At 48.9% G+C, this 15,333-nt stretch carries 15 protein-coding genes; 12 read left to right on the top strand and 3 right to left on the bottom strand.

All coding sequences use genetic code 11. The features are described from left to right. Nucleotides 1–21 precede the first annotated feature (21 nt). Nucleotides 22–831 carry a GNAT family N-acetyltransferase gene (locus KNQ09_RS07360; protein ID WP_214858041.1) on the top strand — a complete coding sequence of 270 codons (810 nt, stop codon included), beginning with the start codon at nucleotides 22–24 and terminating at the stop codon, nucleotides 829–831. 103 nt (nucleotides 832–934) lie between these two features. Here the strand turns inward: KNQ09_RS07360 and KNQ09_RS07355 are convergent, their stop codons facing one another. Then, nucleotides 935–1,906: a zinc-binding dehydrogenase gene (locus tag KNQ09_RS07355; RefSeq protein WP_214858039.1), complete on the bottom strand. Its 972-nt coding sequence runs from the start codon at nucleotides 1,904–1,906 to the stop codon at nucleotides 935–937. A gap of 2 nt (nucleotides 1,907–1,908) precedes the next feature. Beyond that, the gene (locus KNQ09_RS07350) at nucleotides 1,909–2,400 is read right to left on the bottom strand and encodes a lactoylglutathione lyase family protein (RefSeq protein WP_023468778.1); all 492 of its coding nucleotides are present in this window, start codon (nucleotides 2,398–2,400) and stop codon (nucleotides 1,909–1,911) included. A gap of 104 nt (nucleotides 2,401–2,504) precedes the next feature. On the opposite strand from KNQ09_RS07350, the gene KNQ09_RS07345 reads away from it, so the two are divergent. From KNQ09_RS07345 to KNQ09_RS07330, 4 genes are all read left to right on the top strand, one after another. Next, the gene (locus tag KNQ09_RS07345; protein ID WP_023468777.1) at nucleotides 2,505–2,819 is read left to right on the top strand and encodes a winged helix-turn-helix transcriptional regulator; all 315 of its coding nucleotides are present in this window, start codon (nucleotides 2,505–2,507) and stop codon (nucleotides 2,817–2,819) included. Nucleotides 2,820–2,838: 19 nt separating this feature from the next. Continuing rightward, the gene (locus KNQ09_RS07340) at nucleotides 2,839–3,528 is read left to right on the top strand and encodes a metal-dependent hydrolase (protein WP_023468776.1); all 690 of its coding nucleotides are present in this window, start codon (nucleotides 2,839–2,841) and stop codon (nucleotides 3,526–3,528) included. 205 nt (nucleotides 3,529–3,733) lie between these two features. Continuing rightward, nucleotides 3,734–4,636, top strand: coding sequence for a DUF4097 family beta strand repeat-containing protein (locus KNQ09_RS07335; protein WP_064299629.1), 903 nt, complete (start codon nucleotides 3,734–3,736; stop codon nucleotides 4,634–4,636). Further along, nucleotides 4,633–5,544, top strand: a complete 912-nt coding sequence (locus tag KNQ09_RS07330) for an FUSC family protein (RefSeq protein ID WP_058704466.1) — start codon at nucleotides 4,633–4,635, stop codon at nucleotides 5,542–5,544. The genes KNQ09_RS07335 and KNQ09_RS07330 overlap by 4 nt, the downstream gene beginning before the upstream one ends. 63 nt (nucleotides 5,545–5,607) lie before the next feature. Here the strand turns inward: KNQ09_RS07330 and KNQ09_RS07325 are convergent, their stop codons facing one another. Continuing rightward, complete coding sequence (locus tag KNQ09_RS07325; RefSeq protein WP_064299630.1) at nucleotides 5,608–7,299, bottom strand: Rqc2 family fibronectin-binding protein; 1,692 nt, start codon at nucleotides 7,297–7,299, stop codon at nucleotides 5,608–5,610. Between the two features lie 168 nt (nucleotides 7,300–7,467). Here KNQ09_RS07325 and gmk point away from each other — a divergent pair, with 168 nt between their 5' ends. Genes gmk through KNQ09_RS07290 form a run of 7 tightly spaced genes read left to right on the top strand, consistent with a single transcriptional unit; the run spans nucleotide 7,468 to nucleotide 15,331 of the window. After that, nucleotides 7,468–8,085 carry a guanylate kinase gene (gene gmk / locus KNQ09_RS07320; protein WP_197484513.1) on the top strand — a complete coding sequence of 206 codons (618 nt, stop codon included), beginning with the start codon at nucleotides 7,468–7,470 and terminating at the stop codon, nucleotides 8,083–8,085. 1 nt (nucleotide 8,086) lies between these two features. After that, nucleotides 8,087–8,290 (top strand): DNA-directed RNA polymerase subunit omega, encoded by a 204-nt coding sequence (gene rpoZ / locus KNQ09_RS07315; protein ID WP_023468770.1) that lies wholly within the window; start codon nucleotides 8,087–8,089, stop codon nucleotides 8,288–8,290. Nucleotides 8,291–8,346: 56 nt separating this feature from the next. Continuing rightward, nucleotides 8,347–9,537 carry a bifunctional phosphopantothenoylcysteine decarboxylase/phosphopantothenate--cysteine ligase CoaBC gene (gene coaBC, locus KNQ09_RS07310; RefSeq protein WP_214858037.1) on the top strand — a complete coding sequence of 397 codons (1,191 nt, stop codon included), beginning with the start codon at nucleotides 8,347–8,349 and terminating at the stop codon, nucleotides 9,535–9,537. After that, complete coding sequence (priA, locus tag KNQ09_RS07305; protein ID WP_064299632.1) at nucleotides 9,534–11,858, top strand: primosomal protein N'; 2,325 nt, start codon at nucleotides 9,534–9,536, stop codon at nucleotides 11,856–11,858. Before coaBC ends, priA begins: the two co-directional genes overlap by 4 nt. A 9-nt stretch (nucleotides 11,859–11,867) precedes the next feature. Continuing rightward, nucleotides 11,868–13,250 carry a methionyl-tRNA formyltransferase gene (gene fmt / locus KNQ09_RS07300; RefSeq protein ID WP_214858035.1) on the top strand — a complete coding sequence of 461 codons (1,383 nt, stop codon included), beginning with the start codon at nucleotides 11,868–11,870 and terminating at the stop codon, nucleotides 13,248–13,250. Next, entirely contained in the window at nucleotides 13,247–14,578 is a 1,332-nt protein-coding gene (gene rsmB, locus KNQ09_RS07295; RefSeq protein ID WP_214858033.1) for a 16S rRNA (cytosine(967)-C(5))-methyltransferase RsmB, read from the top strand. The genes fmt and rsmB overlap by 4 nt, the downstream gene beginning before the upstream one ends. Before the next feature lie 18 nt (nucleotides 14,579–14,596). Continuing rightward, entirely contained in the window at nucleotides 14,597–15,331 is a 735-nt protein-coding gene (locus KNQ09_RS07290) for a Stp1/IreP family PP2C-type Ser/Thr phosphatase (protein WP_214858031.1), read from the top strand. The last annotated feature ends 2 nt before the right edge of the window (nucleotides 15,332–15,333 follow it).

The following is a 15,333-nucleotide window of genomic DNA, read 5'->3' as shown; positions in this document are numbered from 1 at the left end:
AAATAAAGGAGGTCGTCGACTATGGTGACGCATTATCGTGATTATGAACAGTTCAAAAAGGTCGTCCTCCCGTTTTTGCTTGAACGTCCGGATACCCATCAGTTGATTCTTGGCATATTAGAACGTGGGGATGAACCGCTCTTGATGGCAACGGCACAAGAAGGCGATCATCGTCTCGTCATATTGCAAACGATACCGGAGCAAGCCATCGTCGCAGGGGATGTGTTCTCGCAAGAAGGAATCCGAAAGCTTGCCAGAATTTTGGATAGTCCAGGATTCGTCGGAGAACAGGCTATCTTAGCGCCGCTGTTACTCCCACATTCCATGTATGAGGTACATATGGAACAGGGGATGTATGCATTGACGAAGGTCGAGATGCCACAGGTTCCGAAAAATGTCGTCTTCCGACCGATTTCGGACGATGAAAGACAACAAGCCTTAGCATTTGCGTCCGGATTTTTATATGAAGTTGAAACGCGACCTTCTGAGCGACAGCTTACGCAACTCCATCAGTCGATGACGCGACACATCCACCAAGGAAGCTTGTTCGGACTGTTTCGTGGAGATACGCTTGTCGCGATGGCAGCAGCGACGCGTCCGACGCAAACGGGGATTACGATTTCTTACGTCTATACGCCGAAAGAACTGCGTGGAAATGGGTATGCCTCTTATCTTGTCGCCAAACTATCTGAACATCTACTACAGTCTTATCCGGTCGTGACGCTCTACACTGATTGGTCGAATCAAACAGCGAATAAGATCTATCAGCATGTCGGTTTCGAGTTAGTCGGACGATCCTTACATATCAAGAAACAAGACCGCTACCGGTAAGTATCGAGTTTCTTGTTTCGATGTCTAGACATTGATATGCACAACAACAGCCGATCATCCTGTTATCTAAGGACGATCGGCTGTTTCATGTCAAACTGAGAAATCAATTGAATGTAGCGATGATTTTACCACGGACGTGGCGTTCAGATAAACGTTGCAATCCTTTGACGATGTCAGCTGCTGGAATCTCTTCTGTAACGAGTGGATCGAGTTCTTTCGCTGCGACGAGTTTTAATAACTCGCTTGCCATATGACCGAGGTTTCGGATGGCACGGTCATCTTCGCTGGCATAAGCAGCCGCGAGTGCCACTTCATGAATCGAAGGGGAGAGCGTGAACGGCTTGACGACCGACTGATCGGGACCACCGGCGATGAAGGCAAGTTGCCCCGAGAAGGCAAGACGTCCGAGATCCGCTGTTGCTTCATCTCGACCGACCGTATTGAAAATCAAGTCAGCGCCGCGACCGTTCGTCCAATCGCGGATGACATCCGTTACATTTTCTTTTTTGTAGTCGATGGCAAGATCGGCGCCGAGTCGCTTGACCCACTTATGATTTTCCGTCGAAGCAGTCGTCGCGACCTTAAGACCCAGGCGTTTCGCGAGTTGAATGCCGATGCCACCGACACCACCTGCACCAGCATGGATAAGGATCGTTTCTTTCCCTGTCGTGTTCATCTTCTGAACGATGGCTTCATAGGCAGTCATTCCTGCGCAAAGAATCGCAGCGGCTTCAGCGAATGAGACGTCTTTCGGAATCAGGGCGAGGGCACGTGTATCGACGAGTGCATATTCAGCAAAAGCGCCATCGCGTTGCAGGTTCGTATGAATCGCTACACGATCGCCGATTTTTACTTCTGCGCCGGGACCGATTTGTTCGACGACACCAGCTAGATCGACGCCTGGAATATGCGGAAACGTCCAAGCTGGATTGTTGGTCGCCTTATAGTCGACGGGATTCAGCGCGACGGTCTTGACGCGAATCAAGGCTTGACCTTCTCCTGGCGTCGGCGTCTCGACCTCTTCGAATGTCCATTGATCAATGGCTGTACCTGAGTGATTTAACCATGCTTTCATGTTTAATACGCTCCTTCCGAATAGGTGAGTTCATACGAGTGAGAGTAGATTTCAACGAGGTTACCGAATGGATCCTCACAGTAGACCATTCGATACGGCTTGTCTCCCGGATAGTATTCGCGGATTGGCATCCGTTGTTTGCCACCATGGGCAACGATTTTTTCGACGAGTCCTTCGACGTCTGGATCTTGAATCGCATAATGGAAGATGCCCGTTTTCCAGAATTCGAAGTTGTTTTCGGGTTGTTCATTGTTCGGGAACTCGAACAACTCGATTCCGATGCGGTCACCTGTCGCCATGTGAGCAATCCGGAACTTGTTCCACCCTGCACCAAAGACATCCGTACACATGACACCGATGGCAGAATCATCTTCGAGGACATCAGATGGTTCCATGATGATATACCAGCCCATCACCTCTTGATAAAAACGGACGGCTTCGTCGAGATTCGGCACGGAAAGACCGATGTGTGAAAAATTACGTGGATACGTCATGCTTAACACTCCTTTTGCAAAATGATTTACGCATACTCTAACTTACGCTACACTCGATTGCATAGTACGCACTTTGAAGTAACTACTCTGGAGGAGAGAACAACATGTCGACAGAACAATTTCCGGTCAATCGGGCGCTCGCTATCATCGGCGGAAAATGGCGTCCACAATTATATTGCACGTTAGAGAACGGTCCGAAACGTTTTTTAGAGTTACAACGTGCCATTCCCGGGATTTCTCGGAAAGTCTTGACCGATCAGTTAAAAGAACTTGAACGACTCGGAATGATCGAGCGGATTGAGTATGATGAAGCCGTCTTACACGTCGAATACAAATTGACAGAGGCGGCATTTACACTGCAACCGGCCATGAAAGGTTTATGCGCGTGGGGGGAAGGGAATCAATTATCCGAATCCTAAACGAGAGGCAGTGACACTCATGAAATTGACTTATCACGGACAATCGACAGTAACAATCGAGACGAACGGGCATCATCTCGTCATCGATCCATTCTTTAGCGGTAACGAAAAAGCGACGACGAATCCAGATGACGTCAAGGCAGATTTTATTTTGTTAACCCATGCCCATGCCGATCATATGCTTGATGCGGAACGTATCGCAAAAGCCACGGGGGCGACAATCATTGCTACTCATGAACTGGCGACGTATCTGAGTTTCAAAGGGCTCAACGTTCATCCGATGAATCTCGGCGGACAGTTTGAATTCCCGTTTGGTAAAGTGAAGATGACACAGGCATTCCACTCGTCGAGCATCATCGATGAGGAAAAACAGACGATTACGTATATGGGGATGCCGGCTGGATTCCTGCTGACGATCGAAGGCAAAGAAATCTATCATGCAGGTGATACGGCACTGTTCGGGGATTTGGCCCTTTATGGCGCCCATCACGAAATCGATTTAGCCTTCTTACCGATTGGTGATAACTTCACGATGGGTCCGGATGATGCGTTGATCGCTGCAGATATGTTGCAAGCGAAAGCCGTCGTACCAATCCACTACGATACATTTGATTTAATCAAACAAGATGCGAACGCATTCTGTGAAAAGATTGAAGCGCAAGGTCAAACTGGTCATCCACTCGCGATCGGCGAGTCACTCGAATTATAATCCGTTCTTAAGCAAAGGAGAGGAAACGTCAATGTTCCTCTCCTTTTTGTCGATTATTCTTCTGGAATGTCAGTGGTTCATCCGATGACGCTTCCTTCTTCCGCCCGATGGCGAAACGGTGAACTTCTTCTATGATAAGAAGGGGGCTGTTGACAGCCGATTCAGATATTCGGAATAATGGTAGACATGAGATGGAGGGGCTGACATGGAAGAGCATAACAGTAGGAGTGTGCGGAAACGAAAACAATCGTCGTTCACACGCTTAAAAAATAAACAAAAACAAAAGATGGATGCACGATTGAACCGGATTGGAGAAAAAGGACCAGTGAAGCGACCGCTTTATTTATACGGTGGTGTCATTCTCGGACTTGTCGTCATCTATTCGATCACATTGCTCGTCTCAACGGAATTGTTATCACGAGGCGAAACATTCAAAACGACGAATCGCTATAAATCTCTCGCCATCGAGGCGCCGCACGCAACGGTACAATTCGTTCGAAGCACAGATGGAAACGTCCAAATCAAGCTCGTCGATAGTGCGTCGAGTGGCAAACGACTGAAAATCAGTACATCGACGAATACGGTGACGGTGACAGGACGAGATGGTTGGCTGTCACGACTTGGCAATCGTCCGAGCGAAAAAACAGCAGACTATACGATTCAAGTGGGACTACCAAGTTATATGAACCGTGTCGATGTCGATGCCGGTACACTGAAAGGAATGGGCATCTACGCAAAAACGATCGAGATGGACGGAGAAGCGATGAGTCTCGATAAAGTAAAAGGTGATGAGATTACACTGAATGCAACACGTGCGATTTCCGTCAAGGAAATGGACGCCGTCCATGCGCAGGTGACAGGCGAGAGTGTCTCGTTGGCAGACTATATGGCGAAATTGAGTCTTGATGTCACGACGATTGACGGCGCGACGAAGCTAAAACCAGATAAATCAGCCGGTACGATTACGATCGACACGGGAGGCGATATTAAAGCCTCTGACCGATATACGAAACAAAAGAATAAGGATGAGACGATTTATGAACTGTCGAAACAAGAAAAACCGGAAGTGACAGTCAATAGTGAAGTCGGGCAGGTGACGCTCGAGTGAAATTAAAGTTTCGGATTGGACTTCGAACGATCAAGACCGGTATCGCGGTAGCTCTTGCACTCAGCATCTCTTGGTATGTATTCGGTATTTATTCAGGAATGGGGGCTGTCGCAGCCATCGTTGCGATGCAACCGACGATTCATCGCTCATTTAAAATCGTCTTCAATCGGATTTTCGGAACGGTACTCGGACTGATGTGTGGACTCGCGATCGTTGCGACGCTTGGCGCCAATCCACTGACGATCGGACTCGCCGTCGTCGTCTCGCTCGTTCTCAATTCGATGATTGGACGAACGGATATGTCGACGTTTGCTGCCTTTGCAATCGTCTTGATGTTTGAGAGCCCGACCGCTGACTACGTCCACTATGCCTTATCACGGTCGTTGTTGACCGTCGTCGGTGTGTTATCTGCCGTCCTCGTCAATTACATCGTCTTCCCGCCACACTATGAGGATCGTTTACTCTTGCTCGTCAAAAAAACGACGCAACAGTTGATGGAAGATTGGCGAAGTCTTGTGCAAGATGATGGACGCTTGCTTGCCGTCCGTAAACAAATCCTCAAACATGAGGAAATGATGTTGATGCTTCAAGAGGATCAAAAATATCCACTAGTGGCGAGCGGTCAAAGTGAAGCGTTCATTCGACTGAAAGAGCTTGTCGATCTTGAAGACAAGTTGCTCGTCTTGCTTGAAAGCATTGCCAGTCATCGGGATATCCCGATGACAGAAGAACAGGAAAAGACGCTCGGTCAGGAAATTGATTTCTTACTCAGCCATCATTACGATGTCATCTTCTCCCACGAACGAAAACAGGCGATGTTCTCATTCGATCAAGAATTAAGCGAGGCGAAGGATATCATTCATGGGCATTTGCTCGATTACCGGGAACAGTTAGAAAAAATGAAGTGAAGATGAAAAAGCGCTGTTTCTCCTAAGTAACATTTAGGAAAAACAGCGCTTTTTTGTGTAGCGTCATTGACGCAAGGATTGGACGACATCTGGATCAGGTGTGACGTAAAGAGTCGTTTGATCCGTGTAGATGACGAATCCGGGCTTTGCACCACTCGGTTTTTTGACATAACGTAGTTCCGTGAAGTCGACCGGGACTTGGCTCGACTCACGTGCTTTCGAGAAATAAGCCGCGACGATCGCTGCTTCCTTCAACGTCGTCTCGTCCGGTGCATCACTTTGAATGATGACGTGTGATCCCGGGATATCCTTCGTGTGTAACCACGTATCGGACCTGCGTCCGAACTTGAACGTCGCGTAATCATTTTGTTTATTGTTCTTTCCGACGAAGAATGGAAGACCAGTCGAAGAACGGTATGCTTCGAGTTGTGGGAGCTGCGGTTTCTTTTTCTTCTTTTGTCGTTCGCGCAGATAACCTTCTTCGACGAGTTCCTCGCGCATTTCCCGGATGTCTTCCGGGGATGCGACATCGAGTTGCGCAAGTAAGCCTTCGAAGTACGCAATCTCAGCTTGGTTCTTCTCGAGCTGACGCGCGACTTCGACTTTGGCGGTTTTTAATTTGTTATACCGTTTGTAATAACGTTGCGCGTTCTCATTCGGCGAGAAACGAGGATCAAGCGTGATCGTGATTTCAGCACCATCTGGATCATAGTAATCGACGACGGTCGCTTCCTTCATCCCGCGTTCGAGCTGATAAAGATAGGTCGTCAGCAGTTCCCCTTTATGTTTCCACTCATCCATCCGTAACGTCGCTTCTAAATCTTTTTCGAGTTTTGAGCGCTTTAAGATATTCTTATCGTACTCGCTCTTGATGAACCGTTCGAGATCGGCTGCTTGTTGTTTAACGCGATCGCGGTTTGCTTTTTGATGGAAGAAGGCGTCGAGGACTTGACCACTCGTCTCGAACGTCTTCTCGTCGATGATGGATCCTTCCGTTAGCCGGACCGGCGCGAAGCGTTCCTTACCACCTTCCATCCGTTGTAAGACATAAGGACCATCGAGTTCCTTCAAGACATCTTGAAAGGCAGATGCAAGATTCGTCCGGTTGGCAAGACCTGCCCGTGTGACGACTTCCTTTGCAATTTGCGGAGATAGACCACTGAAGAGACCAAGTAACTGTCGATCGATTTTCCCAGCGTTCCAGTCGATTCGGTGAAGGGTCTTTTCGATATCTCCCGTAAGCGGATCCACTTTATCCTGTGCCGGTGGAAGCTGGTATGTCATCCCTGGCATGATCGTCCGAAATGTATTTTGACTGAGTGGCAAGTGTTTGATCGCATCGAGGATCTTATCTTGTCCATCGGTCAAAATAATGTTCGAGTGACGTCCCATCAACTCGACATAGATTTTTTTTGCTTCTTCATCACCGAGTTCGTTCCGGGAGCGGACGCGCAAGACGATGATTCGGTCACGTTCGAGTTGTTCGATTGATTCAATGAAACCGCCTTCGACATGTTTACGGAGCATCATACAGAAGAGTGGGGGTTCACTCGGGTTGCTGACCGCTTCCGACGTAATGTGCATCCGTGCATACATGGCATTCGCGGAGGCGAGCAACAATACGTTTTTTCGCTCGGCCCGGACCTGGAATACTAAATCCAATGTGTACGGTTGGTACACCTTATTGATCCGTCCTCCGACGAGCGGTTGGAGTTCTTCGACGACGCGTGTCGTCATCAATCCGTCAAAAGCCATACGATTACCTTCTTTCTTGATTTCGTTCTCACTTTCTAAAGGTAACAGAAATGGCATCGTTATGGTATGATAAAGCAGTCGAGCTAAAAAAGATGACTTGCGAACTTCCCGTCTCTACTGCTAATATGAAACAATGTGAAGTTTGTGAGATGGAGGGGTTTTGAAGTGATTTTCAAAGAGCGTGGCTTATTACTCGTATTATCTGGTCCAAGTGGTGTCGGAAAGGGAACGGTCTGTCGTGCTTTGCGCGAAGATCAGGATAATGATCTGCATTACTCGGTATCCTGTACGACGCGCCAACCGCGCGAAGGAGAAATAGATGGTGTTCACTATTTCTTTAAATCGCGTGAAGAATTCGAAGAGATGATTGCGAACAATCAACTCTTGGAATATGCTGAATTCGTAGGGAATTATTATGGAACACCTGTCGAATGGGTGAACCAGATCCTAGATGAAGGAAAAGACGTCATTCTCGAAATCGAAGTTCAAGGGGCCATGCAGGTCAAAGAACATTTTCCAGAAGCTGTCTTCTTATTCCTTGCACCTCCAAGCCTCCAAGAATTACGGAACCGCCTCGTAGGGCGTGGAACGGAATCAGAGGAAGTCATCAAGCAACGTCTTCTCGTCGCTAAAGAAGAGATTGAGATGATGGATGCGTATGACTATGTCGTGACGAACGACGAAATTCATAAAGCCTGTGATCGAATTCAAGCAATCGTCACAGCGGAACATTGCAGTCGGGAACGTGTCGCGTCCCTATATAAAAAAGCCATGGAGGTTAAGTGATATGTTATATCCATCAGTTGATAAGCTTCAAAAGAAAGTGCCATCGAAATATACGATCGTTACAGTTGCCGCTAAGCGTGCGCGTCAAATCCAAGACGGGAAACGCGTGAGAGTCACGAACCCAAAATCGCATAAACCGGTCGGGAAAGCTTTAGAAGAGCTTTATTTCGAAGAAGTATCCGTCACGAACCAACCGCAAGACTAATTTTGAAGCAGCCACTTGTCATCGTGGCTGTTTTTTTCAATAAGGAGGACACCTACATGTTAACCAACCGAAACATTCTACTGTGTGTCGGCGGTGGAATCGCTTCCTATAAATCAGCAGCACTCGCTTCCAAACTCGTTCAAGCAGGCGCACACGTTCAAGTCGCGATGACGCGTAATGCGCAACAATTCGTCGGTAAGACGACGTTTGAAGCACTGACGCGAAAAGCGGTCTATGACAATGTCTTCATCGAGCATGATCCGTCAAAAATCGCCCATATCGATTTAGCGGACGAAGCGGACTTAATCGTCGTCGCACCAGCGACCGCGAACTTGATTGCAAAACTCGCGCACGGGATCGCAGATGACTTCATTACGACGACGATCCTTGCAGCAACGTGTCCCGTCATCGTCGCACCGGCGATGAATGTCAACATGCTCGAACATCCGGCGACAGTTCGCAATATTGAACAACTCAAGCAGGACGGTGTCCAGGTGATTGCACCGGGAGTCGGAAATCTCGCATGTGGTTGGGTCGGGAAAGGTCGTTTACCCGAACCGGAAGACTTAGTCGCAACACTCTCAACCTTCTTTGAAGATAAGTATCTAGCCGGGCGAAAAGTCTTGATCAGTGCAGGTCCGACCGTTGAACGGATTGATCCGGTCCGTTACTTGACGAATGACTCTTCAGGAAAGACAGGCATTGCACTTGCGGAAGCAGCAAGAGACGCAGGAGCAGATGTCACGCTCGTACACGGGCCCCTTCGGATCGGACTACCGGCTGGCATCGAAACGATTGCCGTCGAGTCGGGAGAAGAGATGCTCGAAGCCATGTTACGTGACTATGTGACGCAAGACATCGTCATCATGTCCGCTGCCGTAGCTGACTATCGACCGTCTGTCCAGTACGATCAGAAGCAGAAGAAAATTCACGGACCATTGCGGATTGAACTCGAGGAGACGACGGATATTCTGAAGACGCTCGGTGAGCAGAAAGAACATCAGGTATTAGTTGGATTTGCAGCGGAGACGACGGACGTCGAGACGTTCGCGAAACAGAAACTCGTCCGAAAGAAAGCGGATTTCATTGTCGCGAATGATGTCTCTCGTTCTGACATCGGATTTGTCAGCGACGAAAATGAGGTCGTCGTTTTTGGGAAGAATGATTCCGTCACGCGATACGATCAACAATTGAAATCGACGCTCGCTAAATTGCTCATGCGCCAATTTGCGGAGGCATTGGCATGATAGCTGAAGTCATCGTCGATGTCGCAGCGGCCACCGTCGATCGTCCGTTTGATTATGCCGTGCCGGAACTCTGGCAGGAGCTGATTGTTCCCGGAATGCGCGTAGAGGTTCCGTTCGGTCCACGTGCGTTGCTTGGGATCGTCGTAGGAACGAAAGCAACCTCTGATTTGACGAACGTCAAATCGATTGTTCGTGTCTTAGATGAGACGCCGACCTATACGCAAGAATTACTCGAGCTGTCGGCTTATCTATCAGAAACGACCTTGTGTTTTCAGGCGACGGCGTTGCTTGCGATGCTGCCGGCTGCCTTAAAGGTGAGTTATGATAAACTGGTCATAGTCGAGTCGGGCCCACTTCGGGCATATCATGGTAAGAAAATGAGTCAATTACCAACGGAAGTCCAACAAATCATCTTAACAGCGGCGAAACAAGCTGACGTGACGCTTCAACCGGTCATTCGCGAGAAAAAGACGTCAAAGACGGATAAACGGATTCGTCTCCTAGAGGAACAGGCAACTTTTACGAAACAAGCGAGTCAACAAGCGGCACTGTATGCGTATATCCAAGAATTTCCGAATGCGCTTTGGAGTGAAATCAAGCAGGCGACGGGCGCAACGAGCGCGACGTTGAACGCCCTCGAGAAAAAAAGCATCATTGAAGTCGAGACGATTGATGTACGGCGAAATCCTTACGAACATCTCGTCCAAGACATCTTTGTGCCGTCCTCTTTGACGGAAAAGCAACAGGAAGCTGTCTCGGCGATTACGGCTGAAGCTGAGACCGGAACGTTTTTGTTACATGGCGTAACAGGAAGCGGTAAGACGGAAGTCTATCTTGAATCGATTCATGCACAACTCGAACGCGGTAGACAAGCGATCTTGCTCGTCCCTGAAATCAGTCTGACACCGATGATGGTCAAACGGTTCAAACGTCGTTTCGGAGAACGGGTCGCTGTCCTGCATAGCGGTCTATCGCTCGGAGAAAAGTATGATGAGTGGCGCAAAATCGCTCAAGGCGAGGTCGATGTCGTCGTCGGTGCACGGTCCGCCGTGTTTGCGCCGCTGACGAATATCGGAATCATCATTCTCGATGAAGAACATGAAACAACCTATAAACAAGAAGAGAATCCGCGCTATCATACGCGTGATGTTGCAAAATGGCGAGCGGCCTATCATCGTTGTCCCGTCGTGCTCGGAAGTGCAACGCCATTACTTGAGACGTATGCGCGGGCACAAAAAGGGGTCTATCGTTACTTACCGCTTCGCGAACGATTCGGTGGGGAACTGCCTCCGGTCGACATCGTTGATATGCGTAAAGAACTTGAACGGGGCAATCGGACTCCGTTCAGCCTCGCGCTCGTCGAAGGTATCAAAGAACGAATCGAGCGTGGGGAACAGACAGTATTACTTTTGAACCGTCGTGGGTACACGACATTCGTCTTATGTCGGGATTGCGGGGAGACGCTTCAATGTCCGCATTGTGCCGTCAATTTAACGTATCATCAACATGAAGATCGCTTGAAGTGCCACTATTGTGGATTCGAGGCGGCGATGCCGAAAACTTGTCCGTCCTGTGAATCGACGAAGATTCGTCAGTTCGGAACGGGGACGCAAAAGATCGAGGAAGAGTTGGCGCATTTGATTCCGGAAGCACGGATTATTCGGATGGATCAAGATACGACGTCTCGTAAAGGCGCACACGAGAAGTTACTCGATGCCTTCGAGCGTAAGGAAGGGAACATTCTTCTCGGGACACAGATGATCGCAAAAGGTCTCGACTTTCCAAATGTCACGCTCGTAGGGGTGCTCGCTGCTGATGCGACGCTCGGCATTCCGGATTTTCGGGCAAGTGAGCGAACGTTCCAGTTGATCACGCAAGTGTCGGGTCGTGCCGGGCGGGGGCAACTCGCCGGACAGTCGATCATCCAGACCTATAATCCTGAGCACTACGTCATTCAGACGGCGAAACAGCATGATTACGAAACGTTCTATAAGCGGGAGATGCAGTTGCGCAAACTCGGGGGACACCCTCCATTCTGGTTCCTTGGCTTGATCACGGTCTCGGCGACACATCCACTCGAAGCACAAGCAGAAGCGCAACAGATTGCTTCCGAGCTGCGGGCTTTCGAATCGGAGGACTTAGTCGTCAATGGACCGTTCGATGCGCCACTTGCTCGACTGAAGAATATGTACCGACAACAGGTCTTAATTAAACATAAAGGGCAGGAAGATGTCCGGACACATCTCCGTGATATCTTAGCCCGTCGTCAAAAATCAAAAACACAAGTCGCGATCGACTTGAATCCATTTGTATTCATGTGAGGTGTCTGTATGTATAAAGTAGTAGAAGTACCAAATGATGTATTACGACAGGTATGTGAACCTGTCACGAAGTTCGATAAAAAACTCGGTAAGATGATCGACCGGATGTTCGATACGATGTACGAATATGATGGTGTCGGCTTAGCGGCACCGCAAATCAATCAACCGATCCGTGTAGCTGTCGTCCATACGGATGATGAGACAGGACCGATCGAGCTGATCAATCCGGAAATCATCGAAGCCGATGGTTCACAAATCGATGACGAAGGATGCCTCAGCATGCCAGGCATTTTCGGACCGGTCGAACGGTTCGACCGCATCGTCGTCAAGTCGCAAAATCGTCTCGGGCGGACGGTCAAAATCAAGGCAAACGGCTTTTTTGCACGTGCCATCCAGCACGAGATGGATCATTTAGACGGTGTCCTGTTCACGGATAAACTCGTCGAGCAAGAAAAACCGCGCGTCGTTTTCATGGGGACACCTGAGTTTGCGGCAGGGACACTGCGTGAAGTGATCGATGCTGGGTATGACGTCGTCGGTGTCGTATCGCAACCAGATAAGCCGGTCGGACGAAAACGGGAAGTCAAACCGACACCTGTGAAACTCGTCGCGATGGAACACGATATTCCTGTGTTGCAACCGAAACGGATTCGTGAAGACTATCAGGACGTCCTTGATTTAAAACCAGATCTCATTATCACGGCAGCTTACGGTCAGATTGTACCGACAGCGATTTTAGAAGCACCACGTTTTGGGGCGATCAACGTCCATGCGTCACTCCTACCGAAATATCGTGGCGGTGCACCGATTCATCAAGCAATCATCGATGGAGAAAAAGAGACAGGCGTGACGATCATGTATATGGTCGATCGACTGGATGCCGGTGATATGTTGTCAAAAATCATTGTTCCGATCGAAGAGACCGATACAGTCGGAACGATGTTTGAAAAGTTAGCGGACGCAGGAGCGCGACTATTGCTTGAGACCTTACCGCGTCTGTTCGCAGGTGAATTGACACCGGAAGCGCAAGATGAGGCAGAAGCGACGTTTGCGCCGAACATCTCACGCGAGCGGGAACGACTTGATTTTACGTTACCGGGTGAGACACTCTATGATCAAATCCGAGGAATGAATCCTTTCCCAAGTACGTATACGATGCTTGGTGATGACCGATTGAAAGTCTTTTTCGCGACGAAAGTCAAAGGAACGGGACGACCAGGCGAAATCATCGCTTTAGAAGCGGATGGTCCCGTCATCGCGACAGGTTCGGAGACAGCGTTGAAGCTGATCGACTTACAGCCGTCCGGAAAAAAACGGATGGACGGTGCTACGTTCATGCGCGGGATCGGTCAATCGCTTGAACTCGGACAACAAGTAGGTGAGAATGCATGAATGTACGTGACGCAGCAGTAACGACACTGATGAAAATTGGTCAAGGTGGTGCCTTCTCGACAATCACCGTCCACCAGATGCTTGAAAAGCGTGCTATCTCAGCAACAGATGTCGGCTTGTTCACGGAACTCGTCTACGGGACGCTCAGTCGTGAATTGACACTGGATTATATTTTGGAGCCATATCTAGCGAAACAGAAAAAACTTGATCCGTTCATGCGTCCGTTGTTACGGATGAGTGTGTATCAATTGTTTTATCTTGATCGTGTACCGGATCATGCCGTCATCCATGAAGCTGTCGAGATTGCTAAAAAACGTGGAAAAGTCCACGTCTCGAAAGTCGTCAACGGAGTGCTCCGGAATGTATTGCGGGCGGGAATGCCTCATTTCGCTGAGATCGAGCCTGTTGCAAAACGAATCAGCATCGAAACGAGTCACCCGCAGTGGCTCGTCGAACGCTGGATTGAACTGTTTGGTCCAGAAGAAACACTTCAAATCTGTCAATTGAATAACACACCTGCACCGGTCACGGTTCGCATCAATCGGACGAAGACGACGCGAGAGGAAGCGATCGAGCTTCTACTCGATCAAGGTGTGACGGCAAAACCATCTACGGTCGCGCCAGACGGTCTCGAAATCGAACGAGGAAGCGTTCAAAAAACGGATCTGATTGACCGTGGGTATCTTTCTCTGCAGGATGAGAGCTCAATGCTCGTCGCCCGTGCACTCGGTGCAGAAACATCTGATCATGTACTTGACAGCTGTGCCGCACCTGGTGGGAAAGCGATGCATATTGCTGAAGGTTTGACGACGGGAACACTACAGGCACTTGATCTTCATCCACATAAGATTAAATTGATTGAACAGCAAGCGACACGATTAGGTCTTACGACTGTTCAAGCAGAAGCGTTAGATGCTCGTAAAGCAGGAGACCGCTTTGAAGTAGAATCGTTTGATCGGATTCTTGTCGACGCACCTTGTTCAGGACTCGGTGTCATTCGAAGAAAACCAGATATCAAATGGACGAAACGCCCGGAACAACTCGAGCAACTCCCGAAAATTCAACGAGATATTCTGACATCTGTCTTACCACTCGTTAAAAAGGGTGGAACCTTTGTCTATTCGACTTGTACGATTGATCCGACCGAGAACGAGGAGCAGACAGCGTTCATTCTCGATCAAGGGTTCGATTTTGACACATCCTTCGCGGCACGAATGCCAGAATCCGTGCGACATCTGATCGGGGATCGAGCAGAACTCAAGTTGTTACCGACGACAGTCGGAACGGATGGCTTCTATATTGCCGCGTTTAAAAAACGAGAAGATTGACACGAACGGAGGACTGTCATGGAGCTAGCTCACCTTTCGACTACTGGGAAAGTCAGGACTAAAAATGAGGATACGGTATTACTCGTCGGGAACGCCGAACGTGGTCTTGCCGTCGTTGCGGACGGTATGGGAGGTCATGCTGCTGGCGATATCGCAAGTGCGATCGTTAGCGAGGTATTTGAAGCATCCTTTTCACTCATGCCAAATCGTCCGATGGAATTGTCTGAATGGATAGAACAACGTGTAGCCGAGGCAAATGCCCGGATTCTTCAGTTTTCAAAAGACGAGCAACTTGCAATCGTCGGAACGACCATTGCCTGCGTATGCTGGGTCGAAGATTTGCTCGTCATCGGTCATGTTGGAGATAGTAGGGTCTATGCCCTTGAAGGTACGGCGTTAAAACAATTGACGGATGATCATTCTTACGTCAACATGTTACGACAAATGGGGGAACTTTCGGATGAGGAAGTCGAAAATCATCCACGTAAGAATGTCATCACACGGTCGGTCGGCTCGAACGAAACAGTCGAAGTCGACATTCAAGTCAGAGATGCTCCAGACTATGACCTCGTCCTCGTCTGTAGTGACGGATTGACCGATGAAGTGCCAGATGATGTCATCGAACAGATCATCTTACAGGATGAGCCGCTTGATGAGATCGTTGGACGATTGGTGAAAGAAGCGAATGCTCGAGGAGGCGCGGATAATATTACGATTGCCGCCATCCGGTTCAAAGAAAGAAAGAGGGTCTGAAT

The sequence above is a fragment of the Exiguobacterium sp. s191 genome (assembly GCF_018618955.1).
In the GTDB taxonomy this organism is placed as follows: Bacteria; Bacillota; Bacilli; order Exiguobacteriales; family Exiguobacteriaceae; genus Exiguobacterium_A; species Exiguobacterium_A abrahamii.
The sequence above is the reverse complement of the archived record's forward strand: the minus strand, read 5'-3'. Positions and strand labels throughout refer to the sequence as shown.

Excerpts from the sequence above, each read along its gene's own strand:
- KNQ09_RS07360 (WP_214858041.1), top strand. The coding sequence starts at position 22 with ATGGTGACGCATTATCGTGATTATGAACAGTTCAAAAAGGTCGTCCTC.
- KNQ09_RS07355 (WP_214858039.1), bottom strand. The coding sequence starts at position 1,906 with ATGAAAGCATGGTTAAATCACTCAGGTACAGCCATTGATCAATGGACA.
- KNQ09_RS07350 (WP_023468778.1), bottom strand. The coding sequence starts at position 2,400 with ATGACGTATCCACGTAATTTTTCACACATCGGTCTTTCCGTGCCGAAT.
- KNQ09_RS07345 (WP_023468777.1), top strand. The coding sequence starts at position 2,505 with ATGTCGACAGAACAATTTCCGGTCAATCGGGCGCTCGCTATCATCGGC.
- KNQ09_RS07340 (WP_023468776.1), top strand. The coding sequence starts at position 2,839 with ATGAAATTGACTTATCACGGACAATCGACAGTAACAATCGAGACGAAC.
- KNQ09_RS07335 (WP_064299629.1), top strand. The coding sequence starts at position 3,734 with ATGGAAGAGCATAACAGTAGGAGTGTGCGGAAACGAAAACAATCGTCG.
- KNQ09_RS07325 (WP_064299630.1), bottom strand. The coding sequence starts at position 7,299 with ATGGCTTTTGACGGATTGATGACGACACGCGTCGTCGAAGAACTCCAA.
- rpoZ (WP_023468770.1), top strand. The coding sequence starts at position 8,087 with ATGTTATATCCATCAGTTGATAAGCTTCAAAAGAAAGTGCCATCGAAA.
- coaBC (WP_214858037.1), top strand. The coding sequence starts at position 8,347 with ATGTTAACCAACCGAAACATTCTACTGTGTGTCGGCGGTGGAATCGCT.
- priA (WP_064299632.1), top strand. The coding sequence starts at position 9,534 with ATGATAGCTGAAGTCATCGTCGATGTCGCAGCGGCCACCGTCGATCGT.
- fmt (WP_214858035.1), top strand. The coding sequence starts at position 11,868 with ATGTATAAAGTAGTAGAAGTACCAAATGATGTATTACGACAGGTATGT.
- rsmB (WP_214858033.1), top strand. The coding sequence starts at position 13,247 with ATGAATGTACGTGACGCAGCAGTAACGACACTGATGAAAATTGGTCAA.
- KNQ09_RS07290 (WP_214858031.1), top strand. The coding sequence starts at position 14,597 with ATGGAGCTAGCTCACCTTTCGACTACTGGGAAAGTCAGGACTAAAAAT.